Source organism: Massilia yuzhufengensis (assembly GCF_900112225.1).
GTDB lineage: Bacteria > Pseudomonadota > Gammaproteobacteria > Burkholderiales > Burkholderiaceae_D > Telluria > Telluria yuzhufengensis.
Genome location: NZ_FOLD01000008.1, coordinates 22,632 through 41,978, shown reverse-complemented (window position 1 = coordinate 41,978; position 19,347 = coordinate 22,632). Strand labels below are relative to the sequence as shown.

At 65.9% G+C, this 19,347-nt stretch carries 16 protein-coding genes; 5 read left to right on the top strand and 11 right to left on the bottom strand.

All coding sequences use genetic code 11. The annotated features are described in order from the left end of the window. Nucleotides 1-3 precede the first annotated feature (3 nt). The 6 genes from BM031_RS09070 to BM031_RS09045 form a co-directional block, all read right to left on the bottom strand. Nucleotides 4-1,014: a septal ring lytic transglycosylase RlpA family protein gene (locus tag BM031_RS09070; RefSeq protein WP_091874043.1), complete on the bottom strand. Its 1,011-nt coding sequence runs from the start codon at nt 1,012-1,014 to the stop codon at nt 4-6. 16 nt (nt 1,015-1,030) lie between these two features. Continuing rightward, the gene (rodA, locus tag BM031_RS09065) at nt 1,031-2,146 is read right to left on the bottom strand and encodes a rod shape-determining protein RodA (RefSeq protein ID WP_091874042.1); all 1,116 of its coding nucleotides are present in this window, start codon (nt 2,144-2,146) and stop codon (nt 1,031-1,033) included. Nucleotides 2,147-2,149: 3 nt separating this feature from the next. Then, nucleotides 2,150-4,135 carry a penicillin-binding protein 2 gene (gene mrdA, locus BM031_RS09060; protein ID WP_091874040.1) on the bottom strand — a complete coding sequence of 662 codons (1,986 nt, stop codon included), beginning with the start codon at nt 4,133-4,135 and terminating at the stop codon, nt 2,150-2,152. Nucleotides 4,136-4,151: 16 nt separating this feature from the next. Next, on the bottom strand, nt 4,152-4,670 hold the full coding sequence (gene mreD / locus BM031_RS09055; RefSeq protein ID WP_091874038.1) for a rod shape-determining protein MreD: 519 nt from the start codon (nt 4,668-4,670) through the stop codon (nt 4,152-4,154). Then, nucleotides 4,660-5,880, bottom strand: coding sequence for a rod shape-determining protein MreC (mreC, locus tag BM031_RS09050; protein WP_091874037.1), 1,221 nt, complete (start codon nt 5,878-5,880; stop codon nt 4,660-4,662). Before mreC ends, mreD begins: the two co-directional genes overlap by 11 nt. A gap of 119 nt (nt 5,881-5,999) precedes the next feature. After that, a complete protein-coding gene (locus BM031_RS09045) occupies nt 6,000-7,043 on the bottom strand; it encodes a rod shape-determining protein (RefSeq protein WP_091874035.1) in 1,044 nt (347 codons plus the stop codon). 325 nt (nt 7,044-7,368) lie between these two features. On the opposite strand from BM031_RS09045, the gene gatC reads away from it, so the two are divergent. From gatC to gatB, 3 genes are read left to right on the top strand one after another with little or no spacing between them, the layout of a single operon-like run. After that, a complete protein-coding gene (gatC, locus tag BM031_RS09040) occupies nt 7,369-7,668 on the top strand; it encodes an Asp-tRNA(Asn)/Glu-tRNA(Gln) amidotransferase subunit GatC (RefSeq protein ID WP_091874034.1) in 300 nt (99 codons plus the stop codon). Between the two features lie 30 nt (nt 7,669-7,698). Continuing rightward, entirely contained in the window at nt 7,699-9,174 is a 1,476-nt protein-coding gene (gene gatA / locus BM031_RS09035) for an Asp-tRNA(Asn)/Glu-tRNA(Gln) amidotransferase subunit GatA (RefSeq protein ID WP_091874032.1), read from the top strand. Nucleotides 9,175-9,203: 29 nt separating this feature from the next. Continuing rightward, entirely contained in the window at nt 9,204-10,664 is a 1,461-nt protein-coding gene (gene gatB, locus BM031_RS09030; RefSeq protein ID WP_091874031.1) for an Asp-tRNA(Asn)/Glu-tRNA(Gln) amidotransferase subunit GatB, read from the top strand. A gap of 137 nt (nt 10,665-10,801) precedes the next feature. Here gatB and pyrE read toward each other — a convergent pair whose 3' ends face one another. Further along, nucleotides 10,802-11,461: an orotate phosphoribosyltransferase gene (gene pyrE / locus BM031_RS09025; RefSeq protein ID WP_091874279.1), complete on the bottom strand. Its 660-nt coding sequence runs from the start codon at nt 11,459-11,461 to the stop codon at nt 10,802-10,804. Nucleotides 11,462-11,622: 161 nt separating this feature from the next. Between pyrE and BM031_RS09020 the strand changes: the two genes are divergently transcribed. Together BM031_RS09020 and BM031_RS09015 are read left to right on the top strand one after the other, a co-directional pair. Continuing rightward, nucleotides 11,623-12,393, top strand: a complete 771-nt coding sequence (locus tag BM031_RS09020) for an exodeoxyribonuclease III (protein WP_091874028.1) — start codon at nt 11,623-11,625, stop codon at nt 12,391-12,393. Between the two features lie 194 nt (nt 12,394-12,587). Continuing rightward, nucleotides 12,588-15,572, top strand: a complete 2,985-nt coding sequence (locus tag BM031_RS09015; RefSeq protein WP_091874026.1) for an Ig-like domain-containing protein — start codon at nt 12,588-12,590, stop codon at nt 15,570-15,572. On the opposite strand, the gene BM031_RS09010 is transcribed toward BM031_RS09015, so the two are convergent. The 4 genes from BM031_RS09010 to metX form a co-directional block, all read right to left on the bottom strand. After that, a complete protein-coding gene (locus BM031_RS09010; RefSeq protein WP_091874024.1) occupies nt 15,569-16,519 on the bottom strand; it encodes a pseudouridine synthase in 951 nt (316 codons plus the stop codon). The two genes, BM031_RS09015 and BM031_RS09010, sit on opposite strands and share 4 nt — an antisense overlap. Then, nucleotides 16,519-17,400, bottom strand: coding sequence for a M48 family metallopeptidase (locus BM031_RS09005; RefSeq protein ID WP_307186353.1), 882 nt, complete (start codon nt 17,398-17,400; stop codon nt 16,519-16,521). Before BM031_RS09005 ends, BM031_RS09010 begins: the two co-directional genes overlap by 1 nt. Nucleotides 17,401-17,554: 154 nt before the next feature. Continuing rightward, nucleotides 17,555-18,172, bottom strand: a complete 618-nt coding sequence (metW, locus tag BM031_RS09000) for a methionine biosynthesis protein MetW (protein ID WP_091874021.1) — start codon at nt 18,170-18,172, stop codon at nt 17,555-17,557. Continuing rightward, nucleotides 18,169-19,320, bottom strand: coding sequence for a homoserine O-succinyltransferase MetX (metX, locus tag BM031_RS08995; RefSeq protein ID WP_091874020.1), 1,152 nt, complete (start codon nt 19,318-19,320; stop codon nt 18,169-18,171). The genes metW and metX overlap by 4 nt, the downstream gene beginning before the upstream one ends. Nucleotides 19,321-19,347: the final 27 nt, after the last annotated feature.

Sequence of the window (19,347 nt, the reverse complement as noted above, 5' to 3'; positions counted from 1 at the left end):
GCGTCAGCGTCTGACAACGATCGGCTTGAGCCCAAACGATTCCGGCACCGAGCGCGCCGCCTCCAGTGCATCCTCGCGGCTCTCGAACGGCCCGCCGAACAGGCGACTAAGCGCCCCCACCTTCACCACTTCGAGCTTGCCGACTTCCACATTGGCCTGGGACAGGCGCTCCCCCAAGGCTTCGGCCGTGCCGGCCCGCCCATACGAGCCGAGCTGCACATAGAAACTCCCGCGCGGCACCAGCTTCGGCGTGACCTGCGCCACCGCCGCGCTGTCGGTCCGCACCCGGTCTTCGAGCATCAGCGCGGCGATCTCCGGTGGCGCCGACTGCGCCGCCGAGGTGGCGGCGCGGCGCACCGTGGCGATGCGGGTGGGGTCGTTCGGGAACAGGCGCTCGATCTCGACCTGGTGGCTGCCCTTGCCCAGGAGGCCCAGCTTGAGCGCGGCCGTATACGACACGTCGACCACGCGGCTGGCATGGAAGGGGCCGCGGTCGTTGATGCGCACGATGACCGACTTGCCGGTTTCGACGCTGGTGATGCGCGCATACGAGGGAATCGGCAGCGTCGGGTGCGCTGCCGTCATCTTGTACATGTCGTAGGGCTCGCCCGACGAGGTCTTCTGGCCGTGGAACTTGACGCCGTACCAGCTGGCCACGCCGCGCTGCACGAACGGGTCTTCGTGCAGGATCGGGGTGTAGGTCTGGCTGAACACCGCATACGGGCGGTTGGCCCATTTGGCGTAGGGCTCGTTCTTGACGATCGCGTCGGGCAGCTCGAGCAGGCCGGGCGGCGGGTTGGCGCCGGGGCCGTCGTCCTTGTAATAGCCGCCGCGCCCGGAGTTGGCGGGCGGCAGCTTGGGGGCGTCCGGATGCCTGGCCGTGGGGTGGTGGCCCCAGGGCAGCGGGATCAGGCTGCGGTGCTCACCGGTGGGCGTGGTGGAGCAGCCGGCCAGCAGCGCCAGGGTGATGACCGTGCCAATGGTCGTAGCAAGTTGTTTTCTTGGAACGGCCATGCCTGTCCTCGTTCTATTACGTCTGCACCAGTTTACGATGCCTTTGAATACTCATCAATATACCAGCGCCGAGACCGAGCGTAATGAACGCGGTTCCGCCATAGCTCATGAACGGTAACGGAACGCCGACCACCGGCAGGATCCCGCTCACCATGCCCATGTTGACGAAGGCATAGGTGAAGAACATCATCGTGATGGCGCCGGCCAGCAGGCGGCAGAAGGTGTTGGGCGCATTGGCCGCGATCATCATGCCGCGCCCGATCAGCATCAGGTAGACCACCAGCAGAAAGCAATTGCCGACCAGCCCGAATTCTTCCGAATACACCGAGAACAGGAAGTCGGTGGTTTGCTCGGGAATGAACTCCAGGTAACTCTGCGTGCCCTTGCCATAGCCCTTGCCCACGATGCCGCCGGAACCGATGGCGATCTCGGACTGGATGATATGGAAGCCCTTGCCGAGCGGGTCGGAGGTGGGGTCGATCAGGGTCATCACGCGTTCGCGCTGGTAGTCGTGCAGCATCGACCAGGCGATCGGCAGCGCCGCGGCGCCGGTCACGCCCAGGCCCATCAGGGCGCGCCACGGCAGGCCGGCCAGGAAGATGGCGTAGAAGCCCGAGGCGCCCACCATCAGCGCGGTGCCGAGGTCCGGCTGCTTGGCGATCAGGGCGAAGGGCACCCCGAGCAGCAGCGCGGCGACCCCGAACGACTTCCAGCTGTGGGCGTTGGCGCGCTGCTGGAAATACCAGGCCAGCATCAGCGGCGTAGCGATTTTCAGGATTTCGGATGGCTGGATGTCGACGCCGACGTGCAGCCAGCGCCGCGCGCCCTTCTTGATGATGCCGAACATCGCCACCGCGATCAAGAGCGCGACCCCGAAGGTATAGATGGGAACCGCAAGCCGCATCAGCATCTGGGGCGGCACGTTGGCCGCGATCCACATGACGGCGAAGGCGAGCAGGAAGTTGCGGATCTGGTGCTCGACCCGGTCGGGGAAGTCGGCGCCGGCCGAGGTCATCGTGATCACGCTGGTCATCATCAGGATGAACAGCACCAGCCCGAGCGGCCAGTCGAAGACCGTGAAATACGGCCGCAGGCGGCGCCGCAGCGAGCGGCGTTCTGGAATGCGTGCCATGGCTTATTCCTTTCGAATGGCGGGGGCGGCGGCCGGCGCGGCGGCCTGGACCACCGGTGCGGCGGCAGGCGCCGCCGGCGCGGCCGGCTTCGGCGCGGGGGCCGGCGCGCCATCCTTCGGCTTCGGCGGCGCCGGGCGCTTGCCCAGCAGGTAGTAGTCGATCGCCTTGCGCGCGATCGGCGCCGCGAACGAGGCGCCAAAGCCCACGTTCTCGACGATCAGCGCCAGCGCGATGCGCGGGTTGTCGGCCGGGGCAAAGGCGACGTAGAGCGCGTTGTCGCGGTGGCGTTCGTCGATGGCGTTGGCGTTGTACTTCTGGCCTTTCAGGCCGATCACCTGCGCGGTGCCGGTCTTGCCGCCCGAGATGTACTCGGCGCCCGCGAAGGCGCGGCGGCCGGTGCCGTAGGCTTCCTGGGTCACGCCCACCATCGCGCGCTTGATGAAGTCGACGTTCTCCTGCTTGAGCGCGATGCGGCGGGTTTCCTTCGGCACCGTCAGGCTGCGCTGCTTGGTGGCGCCGTCCTCGATGATCTTCACCAGGTGCGGCTTCATCACCACGCCGTTGTTGGCCAGGGTCGAGACCGCATGCGCCAGCTGGATCATCGAGTAGTTGTTGAAGCCCTGCCCGATCGACACCGAAATGGTGTCGCCGCCCACCCACTTCTGGGCCGCGCGGTTCTTGGAGAAGCGGCGCGCCTTCCATTCCTTGGACGGCAGCACGCCGGTCTTCTCGTGCTCCAGGTCGATGCCGGTCGGGTAGCCGAAGCCGAATTCGCCCATGAACTTGGAGATGTTATCGATGCCCATCTCATTGCCAAGCTGGTAGTAATAGGTGTCGCAGGATTCGGCGATCGAGCGGTACATGTCGACGGTGCCGTGCCCGCCAGGCTTGTCGTCGTTGAAGCGGTGGCCGCCCAGCATGAAGAAGCCGGGATCGCGGATCGCGTTTTCCGGGCGGCGGAAACCCAGCTCCAGCGCGGCCAGCGACATGAAGGGCTTGAAGGTGGAACCGGGCGGATAGGTGCCCGACAGCGGGCGGTTCATCAGCGGCTTGTCGAGCGAGGTATTGAGTTCGTTCCAGCTCTGGGTGTCGATGCCGTCGACGAACAGGTTCGGGTCGTAGCCGGGGCGCGAGACATAGGCCAGCACGTCGCCGGTGGACGGTTCGATCGCCACCAGCGCGCCGCGGTTCTCGCCGAAGGCCTCTTCGACCACCTTCTGCAGTTCGATGTCGACCGACAGGATCAGGTTGCTGCCCGGGACCGGCGCGGTGCGCGACAGCGTGCGGATGGCGCGCCCGCCCGCGGTGCGCTCGACCTGCTCGTAGCCAGTGGTGCCGTGCAGGTAGCTCTCGTATTTCTTCTCGAGACCTTCCTTGCCCATGTGCTCGGTGCCGTTGTAGTTGGCGTCCAGGCCATCTTCTTCCAGCTTGGCCGCTTCTTTCTGGTTGATGCGGCCGATGTAGCCGATCACGTGCGAGGCGGTTTCGCCCAGCGGGTACTGGCGGAACAGGCGCGCCTGCACGTCCACGCCCGGGAAGCGGAAGCGCTGCGCGGTGAAGCGCGCCACTTCGTCGTCGGTCAGGCGGGTGCGCAGCGGCACGCTGGCGAAGCTGCGCGACTCTTCCAGCAGGCGCCGGAAGCGGCGCCGGTCGCGCTGCTCGATGGTGACCAGCTTGGCCAGCTCGTCGATCACCGATTCCATGTTCGATTGCAGCTTCGACGGCGTGATTTCGAGCGTATAGGCCGAGTAGTTGCGGGCCAGGACCACGCCGTTGCGGTCGACGATCAGGCCGCGGTTGGGGACGATCGGCACCAGCGCGATGCGGTTGCCTTCGGCCTGCAGCGCGAACTGGTCGTGGCGCAGCACCTGCAGCCACACGAAACGGGCCAGCAGCAGGCCGAAGCAGACGAACACCAGCGCCACCAGCACCGTGAGGCGGGTACGGAACTGGTGGATCTCGCGGTCGTTGTCCTTGAATTCGGTCACAGCGTCTGCTCGTACATCAGATCGGGCGCGTATGGTCGCGGTCGACGGCGCGGCGCTGCGGCGCCAGCAGCAGCCAGGTGATCACCGGCCACAGGGCGACGGCGACCACGCTTTCGGCGAAGTGCAGCAGGCCCGGGAAGCGGCCGGACGCCGTGAAATGCACGAAGGCCTGCACCGCCTGCGCCAGCAGCAGCAGCGGGAACACGTGGATCGCCTGGGTCATGCGGGTGAACCACAGCACGCGGCGGTGGATCATGATGGCGAGGTAGGACAGCAGCGTGTAGGCCAGCGCATTCTCGCCCAGCAGGCTGGCGTCGTGCACGTCCATCAGGAGGCCCATGACGAAGGCGACGCCGATGCCGACCTTGCGCGGCTGGTGGATGCCCCAGAACACCAGCACCAGCGCGACGAAGTCGGGCGACCCGACCCAGCGGCCCATCGGCATCAGGTTGAGCATGAAGGCGCAGACCAGGCTGAAGGTGATGAACAGCGGGCTGACGGGCAGCAGGATGTAATGCGGACGGTTACCGGGCATTGGCGGGGCCTCCCTGTTGGCCTGGCGCGGGCGCGCTCACTTGCGCCGGCGGATTGCTGGTGGTGGCCGCCGGGACCGGACGCTGCGTGGCCGGGGCCGCGGGCGTCACGCGCGCCGGGGCCGGGCTTGCGGGCTGGGTGGCGGGCGGGCGGGCCGTCGCTGCCGCGCCAGGAACCGGCGTGGCGGCCGCCCCCTGCACCGGCACACCGCCGACGGCGTTGGCCGGGCCCTGCCCTGCGGCCTGCCCTGCCGGTGCGCCCTGCGGCGGCAGCGGCGCGGGCGCCAGCGGCGGCGCCGGCACCGGCGCCATGTCCGGCAGCTTGCGGCGCGCGGTGGTGGCGGCAGCCTGCACTTCGGCTTGCGGCCGTGGCGGCAGCTCGGACTGCGACATGATGATCAGGAGCTGGCGGTTGCGGTCGATGCCGGCCAGCGGCTGGCATACCACGCGGCCGAAGGCGCCGGCGGCGACGTTCTCCACCTGCACCACCTTGGCCACCGCCAGGCCGGCCGGGTACATGCCGTCCAGGCCCGAGGTCACCAGCACATCGCCCACCTGGATGTCGGCGTTGGCCACCACGAAGCGCAGGTCGAGCAGGCCGGACTGGCCGCGGCCATAGGCGATGCTGCGCAGGCCGCTGCGCAGCACCTGCACCGGGATCGCCTGTTCCTTGTCGGTGAGCAGCGTGACTTCGGACGTGAACGGGTACACGCGCGTGACCTGGCCGACCACGCCGGCATGGTCGATCACCGGCAGGCCGGGCACCACGTCGTTGCGCGAGCCGCGGTCGATCACGATGCGGCGGGTGGAAGGGTCGCGCGCGTCGTACAGGATCTCGGTCATCTGGGCCTTGACCGGCAGGTGCTGGCGCGCGTCCATCAGGCGCCGCAGCTGCAAGTTCTCGGCCTGCTGGTACTGGGCCTGCTGCAGCACCGTGGCCTGGGCCAGCTGCTGGGTCTTGAGCTCGCGCACTTCGCGCTGCAGGGTGGAGATCGAGGAAAAATACCCGCCCATGTTGCCGACAGCTTCGCGCGGCATCAGCGCGGCCATCTGCAGGGGGTAGAGCACGGTGGCGGCCACCTGGCGCACCGCGCCGAGCGTGTGATAGCGCGCATCGACCACCAGCAGCACCAGGGAAATGAGGGCGAAGACGATCGCCTTCACCCGTGCGGGGGCGCCTTGCTTGAAGAGCGGCGGAGGACTGTATTCCATGTCCTGGCGAGTATCCTGTCTAGTCTGCGCGGGCGGCGAATGTCAAGACGGGCAGACGCATGCGGAGGTTTCCGCACGCCCTGCCCGCCCTGGATCGGCCACGCCGTGTCTCGCTGTGTTTATTCGTAGGAGAAGATCGAGCCCAGCTTGTCCATGCGCTCGAGCGCCATGCCCGAGCCGCGCACCACGCAGGTCAGCGGGTCTTCAGCCACCAGCACCGGCAGGCCGGTTTCTTCCATCAGCAGGCGGTCGAGGTCGCGCAGCAGCGCGCCGCCGCCGGTGAGCATCATGCCTTTTTCGGCGATGTCGGCGCCCAGCTCGGGCGGGGCCTGCTCCAGGCCGTTCTTGACGGCCGAGACGATGTTGTTGAGCGGGTCGGTCAGCGCTTCCAGGATCTCGTTGGACGAGATGGTGAACGAGCGCGGGATGCCTTCGGACAGGTTGCGGCCCTTGACTTCCATTTCCTTGACTTCCGAACCCGGGAAGGCCGACCCTATTGCCTTCTTGATGGCTTCGGCGGTCTGCTCGCCGATCAGCATGCCGTAGTTGCGGCGGATGTAGTTGACGATGGCTTCGTCGAACTTGTCGCCGCCCACGCGCACCGAACCCTTGTAGACCATGCCGCCCAGCGAGATGATGCCCACTTCGGTGGTGCCGCCGCCGATGTCGACCACCATCGAGCCGGTGGCTTCCGACACCGGCAGGCCGGCGCCGATCGCCGCGGCCATCGGTTCTTCGATCAGGTAGACCTGCGACGCGCCGGCGCCGAGCGCCGATTCGCGGATCGCGCGGCGTTCGACCTGGGTCGAGCCGCAAGGCACGCAAATGATGATGCGCGGCGACGGGCGGAAGAACTTGGAGTCGTGCACCATGCGGATGAACTGCTTGAGCATCTGCTCGGTGACGGTGAAGTCGGCAATGACGCCGTCCTTCATCGGGCGGATGGCCTCTATATTGCCCGGCACCTTGCCCAGCATTTGTTTTGCTTCCTTGCCGACTGCCTGGATCGTTTTCTTGCCGTTCGGGCCGCCTTCCTGGCGGATCGCCACGACCGATGGCTCGTCCAGCACGATGCCCAGGCCGCGCACATAAATCAGGGTATTGGCGGTGCCGAGGTCGATCGCCAGGTCATTCGAGAAGTAGCTGCGTAAAGAACCAAACATGTGTGTCCTGATGGCGCGCCGGGGCGCGCGTGAATATTGGTCGGGATTGTCCTTGCCGCGCCTGCACAGCGCAAGGGCTGGAAGCAGCGCGGTCTTTCATGCGGAGGGCCGAGTCACAGCCCGTCAGCGCATTAGCCCGCCATTCTACCTTATAATTTGCCGATTAAATGCTGAAAACGGGTGGTTTTCCACCCCAATTCCAAGACGAGATCGACGGTGTTTCCAAGGTTTTATCGGACGTAGCGCGCCGTTCGCTGACTGCTTGCCAACATTCATTATTAGTCCAACCATATTTTTCGTGCGGCCCGCGCCGCGCCTATTTGCCATGTCCCTGACACTTTCAGACGTAAAACGCATCGCCAACCTGGCCCAGCTCGAGATGGATGAGGCCCACGCGGAGACCGCGCTGGTTGAACTGAACGGCATTTTCGCCCTGGCCGAGCAGATGCAGGCGGTGGACACGACCGGTGTTGCGCCGCTGTCGCAGCCGCTGGCGGCCATCCTGGCGCTGCCGCTGCGCCTGCGCGACGACGTCGTGACCGAGGAAAACCGCCGCGAGGACTACCAGGCGCCGGCGCCGAAGGCGCAGGATGGCCTGTACCTGGTCCCGAAGGTCATCGAATAATCCGGCAACGTTTCTAGAATCGATACGCACATGCATAACAAGACCCTCAAAGCGCTGTCCGCGCTCCTGCATTCGAAGCAGGTCTCGAGCACCGAACTGACCCGGCACTACCTCGACCGCATCGACGGCAATGGCTGCAACGCCTTCCTGCACGTGGACCGCGACCGCTCGCTGGCCCAGGCCGCCGCGGCCGACGCCCGCTTCGCCGCCGGCACGGCAGGACCGCTGACCGGCGTGCCGATCGCGCACAAGGACATTTTCGTCACCCGCGGCTGGCGCACCACGGCCGGATCGAAGATGCTGGCCAACTACGAGAGCCCGTTCGACGCGACCGTGGTCGAGCGCTTCGGCACGGCCGGCATGGTCACGCTGGGCAAGGTCAACCTCGACGAATTCGCCATGGGCTCGGCCAACGAGAACTCGGCCTTCGGCGCGGTGAAGAACCCGTGGGACACCCGTGCAGTGCCGGGCGGCTCCTCGGGCGGCTCGGCCGCGGCGATCGCCGCGCGCCTGGCGCCGGCCGCCACCGCCACCGACACCGGCGGCTCGATCCGCCAGCCGGCGGCCTTCTGCGGCGTCACCGGCATCAAGCCGACCTACGGCCGCGTGTCGCGCTTCGGCATGATCGCCTTCGCCTCCTCGCTGGACCAGGGCGGCCCGATCGCCCAGACCGCCGAGGACTGCGCCCTGCTGCTCAATGAGATGATCGGTTTCGATGAGCGCGACTCCACCAGCCTGACGGTCGAGCAGGGCAACGTGGCGGAAGACTACACCCGCGACCTGAACAAGCCCCTGACCGGCTTGCGCATCGGCGTACCAAAGGAATACTTCGGCGAAGGCCTGGCAAGCGACGTGGAAAGCGCCGTGCGCGCGGCGCTCGACGAATTCGTCAAGCTGGGCGCCTCGCTGGTCGAGATCTCGCTGCCCAAGACCGCGCTGTCGATCCCGACCTACTACATCATCGCCCCGGCCGAAGCGTCGAGCAACCTGTCGCGCTTCGACGGCGTGCGCTATGGGCACCGCGCGGCCGAGTACAAGGATCTGCAAGACATGTACCGCAAAACCCGCGCCGAAGGCTTCGGCCGCGAGGTGCAGCGCCGCATCATGGTCGGCACCTACGTGCTGTGCCACGGCTACTACGACGCCTACTACGTGCAGGCGCAGAAGATCCGCCGCCTGATCGCCGACGACTTCCAGGCCGCGTTCGCCGACAAGTGCGACGTGATCATGGGCCCGGTGGCGCCGACGGTGGCCTGGGACCTGGGCGACAAGGCCAACGACCCGGTGGCGAACTACCTGGCCGACATCTTCACGCTGTCGACCAGCCTGGCGGGCCTGCCCGGCATGTCGATCCCGGCCGGTTTTGGCCAGGGTGAGAAAAACGGCAAGCGCCCGGTCGGCCTGCAAATCATCGGCAACTACTTCGCCGAAGCCAAGCTGCTGAACATCGCGCACCAGTACCAGCAGGTGACCGACTGGCATACCCGCGCGCCCGAGGGCGTGTAAGCCCGCACAGAACAAAGAGAGAACACATCATGCAATGGGAAGTCGTCATCGGTCTTGAGAACCACGTGCAGCTCACGACCCAATCGAAAATCTTCAGCGGCAGCTCGATCCGCTTCGGCGCCGAGCCGAACACCCAGGCCAGCCCGGTCGACCTGGCGTTGCCGGGCGTGCTGCCGGTCCTGAACCGCGGCGCCGTCGAGCGCGCGATCCGCTTCGGCCTGGCCGTGGGCGGAAAAATCGCGCCGCAGTCGGTGTTCGCGCGCAAGAACTACTTCTACCCCGACCTGCCGAAGGGCTACCAGATCAGCCAGTTCGAAGACCCGGTGGTCCAGGGCGGCACGCTCAGCTTCGCCTATGAAAAAGACGGCAAGCTGGAGACGAAGACCGTCAACCTGACCCGCGCCCACCTGGAAGAAGACGCCGGCAAGTCGCTGCACGAAGACTATGCCGGCATGAGCGGCATCGACCTCAATCGCGCCGGCACGCCGCTGCTCGAGATCGTGTCGGAGCCGGAAATGCGCAGCGCGGCCGAGGCGGTGGCCTACGCCAAGGCGATGCACTCGCTGGTGGTGTGGCTGGGCGTCTGCGACGGCAATATGCAGGAAGGCTCGTTCCGCTGCGACGTCAACGTCTCGGTACGCCCGGTCGGCCAGAAGGAATTCGGCACCCGCTGCGAGATCAAGAACCTGAACTCCTTCCGCTTCATGGAAGAAGCCATCCACTACGAAGTGCGGCGCCAGATCGAACTGATCGAAGACGGCGGCCGCGTGGTCCAGGCCACCCGCCTGTGGGACCCGGACCGCAAGGAAACGCGTTCGATGCGCACCAAGGAAGACGCGCAGGACTACCGCTACTTCCCGGACCCGGACCTGCCGCCGCTGGTCATCGGCCAGGACTGGATCGAGCGCGTCAAGGCCGACATGCCCGAACTGCCGGGCGCCCTGCGCGCACGCTTCACGGGCGAGTACGGCCTGCCGGACTACGACAGCCTGGTGCTGACGTCCTCCAAGGCGATGGCGACCTACTTCGAGGCCGTGGTCGCTGCGGCCGGCAAGGAAAACGCCAAAGCGGCGGCCAACTGGATGATGGGCGACGTGTCGTCGACCCTGAACCGCGAAGGCGTGGAACTGGACCAGTCGCCGGTGTCCGCCGCCCAGCTGGCACTGCTGCTCAAGCGCATCGCCGACGGCACCATTTCGAACAAGGCCGGCAAGGAAGTGTTTGCGGCCATGTGGGAAGCGAAGTCGGATGACGCCGGCCTGGCCGACACCGTAATTGAACAGAAGGGCCTGAAGCAGATTTCGGACACGGGCGCGCTGGAAGCGATCGTCGACGAAGTGCTGGCCGCAAACGCCAAGTCGGTCGAGCAGTACCGCGCCGGCAAGGAAGCCGCGATCAATGCGCTGATCGGCCAGGCCATGAAGGCGTCGAAGGGCAAGGCCAATCCGGCGCAGGTGACGGAGTTGTTGAAGAAAAAACTGGCTGGTTAAGCGGAGCGGGCCACGCCGAGCAGGCCACCGGCACCGATGAGTAAGCAGCACACAGCACGTCGTTCCCGCCTCCGCGGGAACGACGTTTTGACGTTAACGAAACAAGGAATCTTGCGTGTTCACCTGTTTCGCCAGCTTCACACCCCGTACTGCTTGCGATAAGCCGCCACCGCGTCCTTGTGCGCACCCAGGTCGGCGCCGGCCTCGTTCGACAGGTAGGTAAACAGGTCGTCGAGGTTGGCGATCGAGATCACCGGGATACCGAATTCCTTTGCTACCTGCTGCACCGCCGAATGTTCGGACAGCGCGCCATCCTTGCCCGAGCGTTCCATGCGGTCCAGCGCGATCAGCACCGCCGCCGGCTCTGCGCCCGCGGCGCGGATCATGTCGACCGACTCGCGCACCGAGGTGCCGGCCGAGATCACGTCGTCGATGATGACAACCTTCCCCGCCAGCTTGGCGCCGACGATGGTGCCGCCCTCGCCGTGGTCCTTGGCTTCCTTGCGGTTGTAGGCGAACGAGGTGTCGCGACCCATCGCGGCCAGTGCGACGGCAGTCGCCGAGGCCAGGGTGATGCCCTTGTAGGCCGGGCCGAACAGCATGTCGAATTCGACGCCGGAGGCGAGCAGGGTCTGCGCATAGAACCGGGCCAGCTGGCCCAGCGTGGCGCCGTCGTGGAACAGGCCGGCGTTGAAGAAGTACGGCGACTGGCGCCCTGCCTTGGTCGTGAATTGACCGAATTTCAAGACTTCGGCCTTCACCGAAAACGCAATAAACTCCTGGCGCAGATCGCTCACGTGCTTCTCCAAAAATATCCGAAAGAGCGCATTGTAAACCTTAATGCAGCCGGCTTTACAGGGCCGGCATGCCGGCCCGCCGGTTCCGGGCCGGTGCAAAACGCGCTACACTGTCGCGCTCCGGCGTTGACGCACCCGCTTCCACTCTTCCATCACGATCCATGCCACGAATTATTTCCGCAAACCTGAACGGCATCCGTTCGGCGCACAAGAAAGGCTTCTTCAACTGGCTCGCCACCCAGTCCGCCGATTTCATCTGCGTGCAGGAACTGAAGGCGCAGGAAGCCGACATGACCGAGGAATTCCTCGCGCCGCACGGCTACCACGGCCACTTCCACTACGCCGAGAAAAAGGGCTACTCGGGCACCGGCGTCTACAGCCGCAGCGCGCCCGACCAGCGCCGCATCGGTTTTGGCTGCACCGAATTCGACGCCGAAGGCCGCTACACCCGCTGCGATTTCGGCAACCTGACCGTGATTTCGGTCTACTGCCCGTCCGGCTCCTCGTCGCCCGAGCGCCAGCTGGCCAAGTTCCGCTTCATGGAAGTGTTCCTGCCGCACCTGGCCGAGCTCAAGGCCGAAGGGCGCGAAGTGGTGATCTGCGGCGACTGGAACATCGCCCATAAAGAGATAGACCTCAAGAACTGGAAGAGCAACCAGAAGAACTCGGGCTTCCTGCCGGAAGAACGGGCCTGGATGACCCGCATTTTCGACGAGATCGGCCTGGTGGACGTGCACCGCGTGGTCGCGCCGGACGCCCCCGACTACACCTGGTGGAGCAACCGCGGCCAGGCCTATGCCAAGAATGTCGGCTGGCGCATCGATTACCACGTCGCCACCCCGGGCATCGCCGCGCGCGCCAAGAAGGTCTCGATCTACAAGGACGAGAAATTCAGCGACCACGCCCCGCTCATCATTGATTACGATCTCTAATAAATAAGCTCTATTTAGAAGCTTAGCTTCTGGATCATCCCCCCAACCCGGGGGGATTCGATCCTGATTTGATGCAAAAAAGCAGCACTTCGGCGCCTTTGCCGAAATGGCATGCCGGTTTATTGATACTATCCGTGTGGTAACTTTCCAAACAGAATGTTCTGTTGACGAAAAATCAATAAAGCCCAGCCGCCATGACCTCGACCAGCACGCCCGTCTCTTCCGCCCTGCCGACCACCTCCGCCCGGACCGAAGCGGGCGTGACCCATGTCGACCTGAATTTCTCGACCGCGATGGCGAAGGGCGCCGGATCGATTTTCGTGACCGACGGCGCCGTGCAGACCGTGATCGACCGCGTCACCGGCCAGCCCAAGCTGCGCGTGGTCGGCGCCACGTTCACGAAAGAGATCGCGCTCGACCAGGTCCAGGTCAGCGGCAGCCACGTGATGTTCGACGCCATCGGCCTGCCGCCGGGCGCCGAGCTGAATATCTACATGGGCGCCGGCGCCCTGATCAGCGGCGGCAAGCCGCTGGCCGCGATCACGGTCCCGGGCAGCGCGGCCTTCACCACGCCGGACGTCGTGGTCGAGCCTCCCCCGCCCCTGCTGGAAGCGAGCATCGCGGTGCAGGACAAGACTCTCACTGCCGGTACCGACATCACGGTCACGGTGAGCTTTTCGAAGGCCCTCGCCAGCCTGGATCGGGCGGCAATCGTCGCCGAACATGCCAGCGTGAAGGACATCGCGCACAGCGTGGATGGCCGCACCTGGACCATTACACTGGGCGCCGCCGACAGCGTCGATTCGCCGGCCAACGTGCTGCGCCTGGACATGTCCCAAGTGGTGAGCTCGGACGGCACGCGCGGCAACGGTACGCTTGTCTCCAACCCTTACTCGGTCGACACCGACGCACCCGAAGTCGTGGGCTCGCCCAACGAAGTCACTGACTTCGCCCTTGACGCCAACATCGTGGTGGCCTTCGACCAGTCCATCTACTGGGCTGCCGAAGCGGGCGATGCGGACATGCTGTACCTGCACGGCGATGACGGCTCCACTATCGAAATCTACCTCGGCGAGAGCAACTTCTCGGAAGGCGAAGGCGGCACCGTACTCACCATTGCGCCGGACCAACATCATATGCAGGCCGGCGTCACATACACGCTGGTGCTGCCCGAGAACCTGATGGACATCGCGGGCAACCCGGTCGCGGGCTACGAGATCGCGTTCACCACCGCCGGCGACAATGGCGGTGGCGACACCGTGGCGCCCAGCGCGGTGAAGGTATTCGTCGATGGCGACGGCTATTACCGCGCCGGCGACACGATCACTTTCCGCATCCGCTTCGACGAAGACGTCCAGATGGCGAGCGACGCCATCGTGTCGATCGGCCTCACCGGCGGCCGCACGGCGACCCTCGACCGCGTCAGCGGCGACGAACTGGTATTCGAATACACCGTCGCAGCAGACGATAACGTCGCGTCGCTCGCGGTGACCGACCTGTCGCAACTGGTCGACAACGTCGAAGACTTCTCCAACAATCCGCTGGCGAGCGCGCACCTGGCATACGAAGGCCTCTACGGCACGACCGGCTACGGCAGCATGATCGAGGTGGTGCTCGACACCAGCGCGCCCGCCGCGCCGGCGGCGCCCGCGCTGGCAGCGGCGAGCGACAGCGGCAACAGCGGCGACGGCATCACCAACGATGCAACCCCGACCCTCACCGGCACCGCGGAAGGCCGTGCCTGGGTCGCGCTGTACGAGGGCGAAACGCTGCTGGGCGAAACCCGCGCAGCGTCGAACGGCAGCTGGAGCATCACCGTGGACTCCGGCAAATCGCTAGCCGACGGCGCGCGCAACCTGACGGTGGTGCAGACCGACCGCGCCGGCAATACCAGCGCCGGATCCGCCGCGCTGGCATTGAGCATCGATACCATTGCGCCGGCGCCCGCGGCGCCTGTACTGGTGGCCGGAAGCGATTCCGGCAGCGCCGGCGACGGCATCACCAACGACAATTCCCCAACCCTGAGCGGTGTGGTGGAAGCCAACGCCACGGTCGAGCTGTTCGACGGCACGACGTCGCTGGGCACCACCATCGCCAGCGGTTCCGGCGCCTGGAGCATGACCCTGGGCTCGAGCACCGCGCTGGCCGATGGCGTGCACACCATCACGGTCCAACAGACCGACATTGCGGGCAATATCAGCGTCGCGTCGGACGCGCTGGAGCTTACCATCGACACCAGCGCGCCGAACGCGGCACTGGCCCCCGTGCTGCTCACCAGCGACGGCACCCCATCGCCCGACGGCATCACCCGCAATGAGGCCAGGCTTGGCGGCAGCGGCGCGGAAGCGAACGGCCAGGTCAAGATCATGCTCGGCGCCGCGACCGTCGGGGATGGCAGCGCGGACGGCAACGGCAACTGGACCGCCACGTTCACGTCCGCGCTCGCGGATGGGCTACACAGCTTCACGGTGCACCAGGTCGACGCCGCGGGCAACCTCGGCGCCGGGTCGGCGATCTCGTTCACGGTCGACCGGACGGCGCCGGCAAGCACGGCATCGACGCCGCTGCTGGATGCGGCGAGCGATACCGGCTCCTCGAGCAGCGATGGCATCACCAAGGATGTCACGCCGCTCTTCAGCGGCACCGCTGCTGCCGCCAGCACCACCCTGGTGCTCTACGCCGGCACGCGCGAAATCGGCCGCACGACGACCGACGGCGCCGGCGCCTGGTCGATCGAAGTCAGCGAGGCCAACAAGTTCACGGCCGACGGCAGGTATGCGATCACGACCCGCCAGATCGATACTGCGGGCAATGTCAGCGAGGCCTCGGCCGCGTTGGAGATCGAGATCGACACCACCCGCCCGCTGCTGACCGCTTTCACCAATAACCGCACCGACAAGCAGTTTGAACTGACCTTCAGCGAGGCTATCGTGTTCCACCCGGACCGCGAATTCCTGTTGCTGCGAAACGGCACCGAGCGTCGTGTGTACGCAGGCGACGATGACAGCAACTGGAACATCGTGACCAACGGCAGCGGGAAGCCCGTGCTGATCCTCGAAATTGGGAATAACGGCACATTCAACCTGACCATGGACAGTGACGATGCGATCCAGGACGTGGCCGGCAACATCGCCATCGTTACCGGCGCGCCGGCCTGGCTGGTCGACCTGGTGATTTAAGCCGGACGGGTTGTGGGCCAGGCCAGCCGGAAGCCGCTGTCGAAACGGCGCGGTTGGCCGCTGAGCGGATCGTCGAATGCGATGGAGCGCGCCAGCAGCTGCAGCGGCGCGCTGAAGTCGTCTCCCTTGCAGGGCAGCGCCACCGGATAGAAGGCGTCGTTCAGGATCGGCGCGCCGAGCGCCGACAGGTGCAGGCGCAGCTGGTGCTTGCGCCCCGTATGCGGGTGCAGGCGGTAATGCGCCACGTCGCCCCGGCGCTCGAGCAGTTCGATCAGCGTTTCGGAATTCGGCTCGCCTGCCACTTCTTTACTCAAGAAGAACTGCTCCGCATCCTGCATGCGGCTACGGTAGGTAAACGGGAATGCCCTGCCTTCGATCGGGCCGGCCAGCGCCTCGTACACCTTGTTCACCACCCGCTTCTGGAACATCGACTGGTAGGCGCCGCGCGACGCCGGATTGTGCGAGAAGATCACCACGCCCGCGGTCTCGCGGTCGAGCCGGTGGATCGGCGTCAGGTGCGGCAGCTCAAACCGTTGTTTCAGGCGCACCAGCAGGGTCTCGTGCAGGAAGCGGCCGGTCGGGATGGTGGGCAGGAAGTGCGGCTTGTCGGCCACCAGCAGGTGCGCGTCCTGGAACAGCACCTGCTCGCGGAACGGGATCGGTGTTTCAGGCGCTTCCAGCTCGCGGTAATACCAGATGCGCATGCCCTGGCGCACCGGGCTGGCGGCCTCCAGCCGCGCACCTCTGGCATCGACGATCTCGCCGCGCGCCAGGCGGCCGGCCCACGCGGCCTCGGACACGTCGGGAAAGCGCTCGGCCAGGAAGCGCAGCAAGCCGCCGGCGCGGGTTTCGGTCAGCCACAGGTAGCTGGGCGCGACCCCGGCGCGGATCGGCAGCGGGACATGGGCGTTGGCTTCGGCCTGGAAGCCCTTCCTGCTGCCACTCATTAACGCAGGGCGACGTTGGTCCGGTACGGCGGCAGCTTGGCGGCGGTGGTGCCCTTGGTGCGCGCGTACAGCGGCAGCAGCAGGTTCATGTGCGCTTCCATGTCCTTGATGCGGGTCTCGCCGCCCGGGTGGGTGGACAGCAGTTCGATCGGGGCGCGCTTGTCCAGGGCCGCCATCTTGCGCCACAGGACAATGCCGGCACGCGGGTCGTAGCCGGCGCGCGACGAGATGTCAAGGCCCACCAGGTCGGCTTCGCGCTCTTCGTCGCGCGAGAATTTCAGGCCGATGAACTGGGCGCCGTAGCTGGCGATGGTGCCGGTAATGCCCGGGTCGATCCCGAAGATGCCCGAGATCAGCGCGCCGCCGGCGCGCGCGGCGAAATTGGTGCCCATCTGCTTGGCCATCTTTTCGCGGCTATGCTCGCGCAAGGCATGGGCGATCTCGTGGCCCATCACGGCCGCCACTTCGTCGTCGGTCAGTTTCAGCTGGGTCAGGATGCCGGTGAAGAAGCCGATGCGCCCGCCCGGCATGCAGAAGGCGTTGACGTCCTTGGAGTCGATCAGGTTGACCTGCCATTCCCACTTGGTGGCCAGCTCGTTCCAGCGCGGCGTATGCGGAATGATGCGCTGGGCGATGGCGCGCAGGCGCCGCACCTCGGGGTGCGAGGGCGGCAGCAGCACGCCCTTCTGCTGCGCCTGGCCCATCATCTGGGTGTATTGCTGGGCTGCCGCCTGGTTGAGCTGTTCTTCCGGAATAAACTTGCGCGCGCGCGACAAGGGTTCGACGGCGATGCCATCTTGTACGACCCGCTTGCCGGCGTCCTGGGCGCCGGCCAGGCCGGTGGCGGCAAGCAGCGACAGGCACAGGACCAAATGCTTCATTTTTTTCATGTAATCAACGATAGGCTGTTCTTAGCAGCCCATCCTCGCGAAAAGTAGCTGTGGAAGGACCCACGAATAGGTCGATCATCGCGCAAGCACAGCCCGCAAACAAGCCGCCACCGCACATAAGCCGTGAAGACGGGCTCAGGCTAACCTAGCCAGTAGCGCCCGCTCTCTTGCGCAATCGAAATACCGCCAGGCTCCCGCGCAGGTTCGGCAGGAAGCTCACCGGCTTGCCCTCGGCCAGCGCCACATATTCCAGCACTTCCAGCCCGCACTTCTCGGCCAGGTCCTTGAAGTCGTGGATGGTGGCATAACGTACGTTGGGCGTGTCGAACCACTGGTAAGGCAGCGAGCGCGAGACCGGCATGCGGCCGCGGATCAAGGCGATGCGGTGCGGCCAGTAGGCGAAGTTCGGGAACGAGACGATGGCTTCCTGCCCCACCCGCACGATGTCGCGCAGGCGCGCTTCCACGTGCTGCATCATCTGCAGCGAATTCAGGCACAGCACCATGTCGAAGGCGTTGTCGCGGAACAGGTCCAGGCCCTGTTCCATGTCGTGCTGGATCACGCTGATGCCGCGCGCGGTGCTCTCCAATACCTTGTCGTCGGCGATCTCGACGCCGTAGCCGGTGCAATTCTTGGCCAGTTCGAGGTAGCGCAGCATGGCGCCGTCGCCGCAGCCCACGTCCAGCACGTGCGCGCCCTCGCTCACCCAGTGGGCGATGAAGGCCAGGTCGGGCCGCAGGGAACTCAGGTCGGTGAAATTCATGCTGCCTCCCCTGCGAATTCCTGCGCGATCCTGTCGTAGTAGGCGCGCACCACGCCGAGGTAGCGCGGGTCTTCCAGCAGGAAGGCGTCGTGGCCGTGCGGCGCGTCGATCTCGGCGTAGGTCACCTTGCGGCGGTTCGACACCAGCGCTTCGACGATCTCGCGGCTGCGCTCGGGCGAGAAGCGCCAGTCGGTGGTGAAGGACGCGATCAGGAACTGCGCGCGCGTGCTCGCCAGCGCCTTGGTCAGGTCGCCGCCGTGGGCGCGCGCCGGGTCGAAGTAGTCGAGCGCCTTGGTGATCAGGAGGTAGGTGTTGGCGTCGAAGTATTCCGAGAACTTGTCGCCCTGGTAGCGCAGGTAGGATTCGATCTCGAAGTCGACGCCGAAGTCGAAGGCATAGTCGTCGGTTTCCGCCGCATTGCGCAGGCGGCGGCCGAATTTCTCCGCCATGTCGTCGTTCGACAAATACGTGATGTGGCCGACCATGCGCGCCACTTTCAACCCGTTTTTCGGCACCACGCCGTGTTCATAAAAGTCGCCGCCGTGGTAGTCGGGGTCGGTCAGGATGGCCTGGCGCGCGACGTCGTTGAAGGCGATGTTCTGGGCCGACAGCTTGGGCGTGGAGGCGATCACGATGCAGTGGCGCAGGCGCTCGGGGAAGTTGATGCTCCACGAGAGCGCCTGCATGCCGCCGAGCGAGCCGCCCATCACCGCGGCAAACTGTGCGATGCCGAGGCGGTCGGCCAGGCGCGCCTGGGCACTGACCCAGTCTTCCACCGTCAGCAGCGGGAAGGCCGCGCCATAGGGCTTGCCGGTGGCCGGATTGGCGTGCATCGGGCCGGTCGAGCCGAAGCAGGAGCCGGGGTTGTTCACGCCGATGACGAAGAAACGGTTGGTGTCGAGCGGCTTTCCCGGGCCCACCATATTGTCCCACCAGCCCACGCTTTTCGGCTTGTCGGCATAGGTGCCGGCCACGTGGTGCGAGGCGTTGAGCGCGTGGCAGACCAGCACCGCGTTCGACTTGTCGGCGTTCAGGGCGCCATAGGTTTCATACACCAGCGTGTAGTCGGCAAGCTGGGCGCCGCTTTGCAGGCGCAGGGGCTCGGCGAAGTGCATCGCCTGCGGTGTGACTGTTCCGATCGATCCCATGGGGGTGTACGTGGTCTTCTTGTGTGC